The sequence below is a fragment of the Zooshikella harenae genome (assembly GCF_018837975.1).
GTDB classification, from domain to species: domain Bacteria; phylum Pseudomonadota; class Gammaproteobacteria; order Pseudomonadales; family Zooshikellaceae; genus Zooshikella; species Zooshikella harenae.
Window position 1 is genome coordinate 1 of sequence record NZ_JAGSOY010000127.1, and the last position, 6,185, is coordinate 6,185.

A 6,185-nucleotide genomic window follows, 5' to 3' on the forward strand; every position below is an offset into this window, starting at 1 on the left:
CTAGTCGTGTTTTCGAATGAGTTGCGAAAAGGGTAATCCTTAAATCCGTTACAACTGATTAATCAAGGCGTCAGCTCGTCCGTTAACTTCAGCAATCAACGCTGAGTTATTCCTAGCTTGCATAACCTTATTACAAGGCAAGTGCTCACCATAAATTATCACAAAACTTCTACGTTGTTTAGGGGGTAAAACTTTGCGATAAATTTTAGTAATGAAACAAATTTTCATATTTCTTTTTTGATCAAACTTGTTTTCTACCTTAAATGCTGTCTTCATATTTAAGCCTTTCACATACGCATTACCATGAGAAAACAACGTTTTATTTTTTACATTCTCTAAAAAGTGTGAGTTAACACCCGCTTCTCTAAACTCAACAAACAACATTCTATGAGGTTTTGGCTGTTTATTTTGTTCAAAAAAGCTAAACCATTCCCTGTCATTCTGTGAACCACCAAACTTATTTTGATATTCTGCAAATTCTTTACCAGAAGCAGAGTCTGTTAATTTGAATGTCTGCGGTATGTTCAACCTCACTGCGGGTGAGCCGCTTGACACCAAGACATTATTATTAAGAGTACGCTTTACATTAACCCCACACCCCGAAAATATAACTGATAAAATAACTAGCAAGAGGGTTCTGCTCATAATTCACCTTTATTGAATCATTGTTATCATTGGTTTTAAATGCCCTAATTAACAGCAAGTGCTTATTTATAGGGCATGCTCACAATAGGAGTTAGGAGCTTATATGATTCAAAATAACGCGAGAAGAACCCTGTTAACAAAATCTAATATACTCCTTTCACAAATGCGTTTTATGCACACTATCCTTAGTGTTTATCCTGTTAGACTTATAGATTAATAAGGATACCGGCTATTTTATCATTGCCACTCCAACATTCTGGAGCGACTAATCTTCTAGTGCGGATTCACCCTAAAGATAATGCTGTTTCTATCGCAAAATCAGCATGAATGTGTGTAGTATCAAATAATGAAACGTGTGTATCAGACTGATTGACAAGCAAGCCAATCTCAGTACATCCCAAGATAACACCTTCAGCGCCTTGTTCTTGCAAATCACCAATAATTCGTAAAAAAGCCTCTTTTGATGCCTCTGTTACCTTTCCTTGACACAATTCTTGATAGATAACCTGATGCACAATTTGTCTATCATAATCCTTAGGAACCAATACATTTAACCCATGTTTTTCATGCAAACGCCCTTTATAAAAATCATCTTCCATTGTAAAAGCAGTACCAAGCAGCCCAACCTTTTTAATACCCTGAGTGATAAGCGACTGTGCGGTTGCATCAGCGATATGAAGTAATGGAATGGATATTTTTTCCTCTATATATGGCGCCACTTTATGCATGGTATTAGTACATATTAAAAGAAAATCAGCCCCAGCTGATTTAACGCAGAGAGCTTTTTCTGCAAGCATACATGCGATTTCACTCCAGTCTCCATCATGTTGAAACCTTTCTAATGGTGCAAAATCTACACTATATAAAATGATTTTTGCGGAGTGTAATCCACCTAACTTATGTTTAACGCCTTCATTAATAAGCTGGTAATATGTGGCTGTACTTTCCCAACTCATTCCTCCTAACAGTCCAATCGTTTTCATCACACAAACCACCTATTTAAAAAAATTCATACCTATCGCGCTTCATTTTTAGCTATTTAAAACATATTTTCTAGTAGAGAATAAAAGCTGATAAATAAATACCGAACAAAAAAATAATTATAATTTGTTAAACTATATTCCTTCTTCTACCATTGACCGATCAATTTGAATAAACTCGACGGGAGCACCATTTTCTTCAATAAAAGCAACTAATACCCCAGGGCTAGGGCTATTAGGTTTGATAATAACATTTTTTCCTTCAATCGCAGCTTTAAGATCATCAACTTCAAAGGCTACATGAGGCAACTCTTTCACTATATCAGGAAAGTCAGCATCTTCATCATACCTTACCCACTCAATGCCATATTCATTCTTACCATATCCACTCACATACATTTTTAAATGCGGTAAATATTTTTCATCTGGTATTTCTTTCTTGGTTGGAATACCTAAATGATGATACTTCATAAAACAACGTTCCTGTTAATCATTATTACCAATATATTTAACTTTAAAAACGCCTATTAAACGCAGCGTTTATCCAAACAAACGACTCTTGTTGCATTGTACAAAAAATGTTAGTTCACTTCCACATCACAATCAGTGATGTAAACTATTTACAAGGCTAAAAACAATTATTTATTCAGCCCCCTATCACCATTAACTATTGCCAACAAAATAACTAACTATCGTCACAACAACGATTAATAGAGCAAACACAACTCCACCCCACCGCAAGCCATAACTTAAAGCTTGACGATAGTTATCAATCAATACATAACGTTCATTTAGTGACAGGGTATTAAGGCAATGTGGGCATTTTGCCTGATAGATATACATTTGTAGCGCACAATGCGGACATGACGATGTTTTGTGTTTAAGAATACTCCAGCCGTCCCATACAGATACATTTAAAAGATCACTAGAAGGTTTTTTAGGCTCTTGAGTTAACGATTCTTTCCAGCCCTCAATTAGCCAAGCATCAGCAACTGCAGGACAGCCACATACCTGACAAAAAGCATCTCTGGCTGAATTAACTGATTGACATGCTGAGCAGACCCACTGGTACTTCATAACCCTTATCTCTCATCAAGTCATGCACTGCTATCTTAGTACCCCTTACTAGATAAACTCAACCGTTCTCTTTTTTGAAGTATACACGTTAAATTTGTAGCTTTTGCATCATTACATAGCTTAATATTTTTGAGTTAAGCAATATTTCTGAAAGGCATAGATCAACTTTAGAATCATGTTTAATCGCTTCTTATAAATAAACAGTTAAACATGACTCAACTTTATTAAAATTAACGATCAAACTGCCGCAGAACGAATAGTACGTTTCATTTTAACAGGTGCTAACTCGCGAATATCATACTGTTTTGCCAGTTGCATAATTAATAACTGCTGTGAGCGCTGACTATTAACCGCTAAATCAATTTGGTAATAACGCTCATTATGATCCAGTTTTGCTGAAAAATTAGTAATTTCAAAGCCTCGAACACGACTTGTGTTAAGAATACGCTCTAAGCATCCTGGGGTATTGCGAGCAACTAAATGTAAATTAAACTGTGGCATTTTTCGTACACTCCATCATTTCCGAATTTGCAGCACCAGGGGGAACCAGTGGCCAGACATTTTCCTGAGGATCAATTTCTACATGCAACAAGAATGCACTCTGCGCATTTAATAATTCTTGTAATGCATTATTTATTTGATTTTTATGTTTAATATGAAGGGCGGGGATATTAAAGGCATTAGCTACAGCAACAAAGTCGGGATTATCATTCAACTCTACCGAGCTATATCGTTCCGTAAAAAATAGCTCTTGCCACTGTTTAACCATCCCTAAACGATGATTATCAAAAATAATTATTTTAATCGGTAATCGGTAACGATTTATCGTGGCTAGCTCCTGTATATTCATCATTATTGAGCCATCACCCGAAAAACAAACTACACAACTATCAGGGTTAGCAAACTGGGCACCTATAGCCGCAGGCAAGCCAAAGCCCATCGTCCCCAACCCTCCACTAGAAAGATGCTGTCTGGGATGAGGAACAGGATAATGTTGAGCAACCCACATTTGATGCTGACCAACATCTGTCGTAATAATAGTTTTGCTAGGGGCCATATCGCCCATCTGTTTAATAAGCGCTGGGGCATAAATACTATCTCCAGGATGATCATAGCGCCAACGATAGGTTTGTCTTAATGTTTGGCAATATTGTTGCCAAGGGCTAATATCCAATTGTTGCGATAATGCTTTAAGGCTATGCTTTAAATCACCATGTAAAATAATATCAGGCTGGCGAAGTTTGCCGAACTCTGCTGCATCAATATCCAGATGAATAACTTTAGCCTCTGGCGCAAAGGTATCTAATTTTCCTGTTACACGATCATCAAATCTTGCTCCAACACAAATCAGTAAATCACAGCCTTGCACCGCTAAGTTTGCAGCTTTGGTTCCATGCATACCCAACATCCCTAAATAATTAGGGTTTTGCTCTGTATCGTTTCCCAAACCTTTTAACGTCACAACAGAAGGGATACCAGTTTCTTGTGAAAATGCCCTAAATGCTTCCACTGCATCGGCTAAAATTACGCCCCCTCCACTGTAAAGAACTGGCCGTTGACTTTGAACTATCATCTGTTTGGCTTGGCGAATTGATTCATCACCGCAACAAACAGGATCATCATCACTATTCACTTGCAAATTTAACGGTACAATTTGAGCTAATTGAATATCCTTTGGCACATCAATTAACACCGGTCCTGGGCGACCTGAAGAAGCAATACTCATTGCTTCTTCAAGAACTCGTGGTAGCTCCCTTATATTTTTTACCAAGTAATTATGTTTCACGACAGGGATCGACATACCCAGGATATCCACTTCCTGGAACGCATCAGTGCCAATTAAAGGAGAAGCAACCTGACCTGTAATACACAGTAGTGGTATAGAATCCAGATAGGCATTCGCAATGCCTGTTAGCAAGTTTGTAGCCCCAGGGCCTGAAGTGGCTAAACAAACGCCCAGTTTTCCTGAGCTACGAGCATAAGCCTCTGCCGCTAGAGCAGCACCTTGCTCATGACGACACAGAATATGATCAAGCTGACTATCATATAGGGCATCGTAGACGGGCATAATTGCACCACCAGGATAACCGAACAGTGTTGAAATACCAGCCTGCTGTAATGCCTGAATAATATACTGTGCGCCATTCATGCTGTAATTACCGTTAAATTTTATAAGCTGCCAAAAAAAAACCCCCGGGGTTTTGCCTCGGGGGTTTTTAGGTATCCTTTCTTTAGTAGCTATGCAGGAAAACCCCCTCGTTGGTGAATAATCACCACGAGTTTAATAATCTTAATGAGTTTACCTACAAATAAATCGTACATATCAAAAACTAATGCCATCAAAATGTCTAAAATAGAGCTCTAAAAAACAACCTACATTAAGCTCTACAATTTTATCAAAAAATTATTGATGAATGTTTTATACAAATCCATCAATATTAAGTGGCACAAACGTTCTATATCTTCTTGCCCCACTTATCAGAAACTGATCTACATACTTATTGTAGTCTATTTGCACTGCCAGCAAGAGTAACAACACTTAATTACTCTACATTCTTCTACGGACTAATCAATGCACTTTACGAAATATATATGCATAGCCCATTCACTTACTTATCAACTTTTGCAGTGGCCAGCTATAACCAAATAACAGCATAGTTTGATGATGATTACAACCCTAAATTTTACTTTTTCCCATTATTTGATTGAGTAAGACATCACCTTAGCCTTCTTCTAGACTATTTCTCACAATGTAATCTGACTAGTGGCGATTTTTTATACTGGCAGTGTGTGTACAGATTATCTACACTTGTAATGTGAAACCTACATGCTGGAGGAGCGCAATGATTCGGCATAAGCATAGCCTGGTTGAAGAATTTCCTCATTATCGCGACAAAATTTCCCGCCTAAAGCAAGAAAACCCAGAGTTTGCAAAGCTAGCAGCAGAGTACCATGAAATTGACCATCAGCTTCATGGTTTGCAAATGCGAGAGATCCCCATTGATGATGGCTTTTATGGCTCCCTGAAAAGAAAAAGAGTTCATATCAAGGATCAAATCTATTCGGCCTTAACCGGTTAATAGTCTTGGTTAAAAACTAAAAGATCCTTTCTTAGTAGCGTGGTTTACACGTCAACTGAGATATAGTTCTGACTAAACCTTTATTTTATTAGGGGGCAAATCAACTATATGTGGTTTTAAAACCAAGACTCGCTTGTAACGTGTTAAAGCAAACTCATACTATTTTTATAGTATGAACGCTATTAACATTAAACAATGCTTTAAACCAGTAGCTTATTCAGGAATAAGCTACTGGTAAAAACTATGTCCTCTTTTTTTACAAATTACCATACGAATCAAACACAACACCCAACCTTTATTAACGGATGAACTGCATTATTCATTTTAATATTTTCGACAACTATCTAGGCAACCTAGACGTATAAATAAAAACCTCTTTCAGTAAATTTACAGTTTAACTACA

The 6,185-nt window shown here is 37.3% G+C and carries 7 protein-coding genes; 1 reads left to right on the forward strand and 6 read right to left on the reverse strand.

The window, feature by feature from the left end; all coding sequences use genetic code 11:
• Positions 1-48 precede the first annotated feature (48 nt).
• The 6 genes from KCG35_RS23240 to ilvG all read right to left on the reverse strand — a co-directional run bounded on the left by KCG35_RS23240 (position 49) and on the right by ilvG (position 4,851).
• Positions 49-645: a hypothetical protein gene (locus KCG35_RS23240; protein ID WP_215822250.1), complete on the reverse strand. Its 597-nt coding sequence runs from the start codon at positions 643-645 to the stop codon at positions 49-51.
• 284 nt (positions 646-929) lie between these two features.
• Positions 930-1,628, reverse strand: a complete 699-nt coding sequence (locus KCG35_RS23245) for an aspartate/glutamate racemase family protein (protein WP_215822256.1) — start codon at positions 1,626-1,628, stop codon at positions 930-932.
• Positions 1,629-1,760: 132 nt separating this feature from the next.
• Positions 1,761-2,096 (reverse strand): hypothetical protein, encoded by a 336-nt coding sequence (locus tag KCG35_RS23250; protein ID WP_215822251.1) that lies wholly within the window; start codon positions 2,094-2,096, stop codon positions 1,761-1,763.
• A gap of 192 nt (positions 2,097-2,288) precedes the next feature.
• Positions 2,289-2,702 (reverse strand): hypothetical protein, encoded by a 414-nt coding sequence (locus KCG35_RS23255; RefSeq protein WP_215822252.1) that lies wholly within the window; start codon positions 2,700-2,702, stop codon positions 2,289-2,291.
• Positions 2,703-2,939: 237 nt separating this feature from the next.
• A complete protein-coding gene (locus KCG35_RS23260) occupies positions 2,940-3,203 on the reverse strand; it encodes an ACT domain-containing protein (RefSeq protein WP_215822253.1) in 264 nt (87 codons plus the stop codon).
• Positions 3,190-4,851 carry an acetolactate synthase 2 catalytic subunit gene (gene ilvG, locus KCG35_RS23265; protein WP_215822254.1) on the reverse strand — a complete coding sequence of 554 codons (1,662 nt, stop codon included), beginning with the start codon at positions 4,849-4,851 and terminating at the stop codon, positions 3,190-3,192. Before ilvG ends, KCG35_RS23260 begins: the two co-directional genes overlap by 14 nt.
• Before the next feature lie 694 nt (positions 4,852-5,545).
• Between ilvG and KCG35_RS23270 the strand changes: the two genes are divergently transcribed.
• Positions 5,546-5,782, forward strand: a complete 237-nt coding sequence (locus KCG35_RS23270) for an HP1242/YdcH family protein (protein WP_215822255.1) — start codon at positions 5,546-5,548, stop codon at positions 5,780-5,782.
• Positions 5,783-6,185 lie beyond the last annotated feature (403 nt).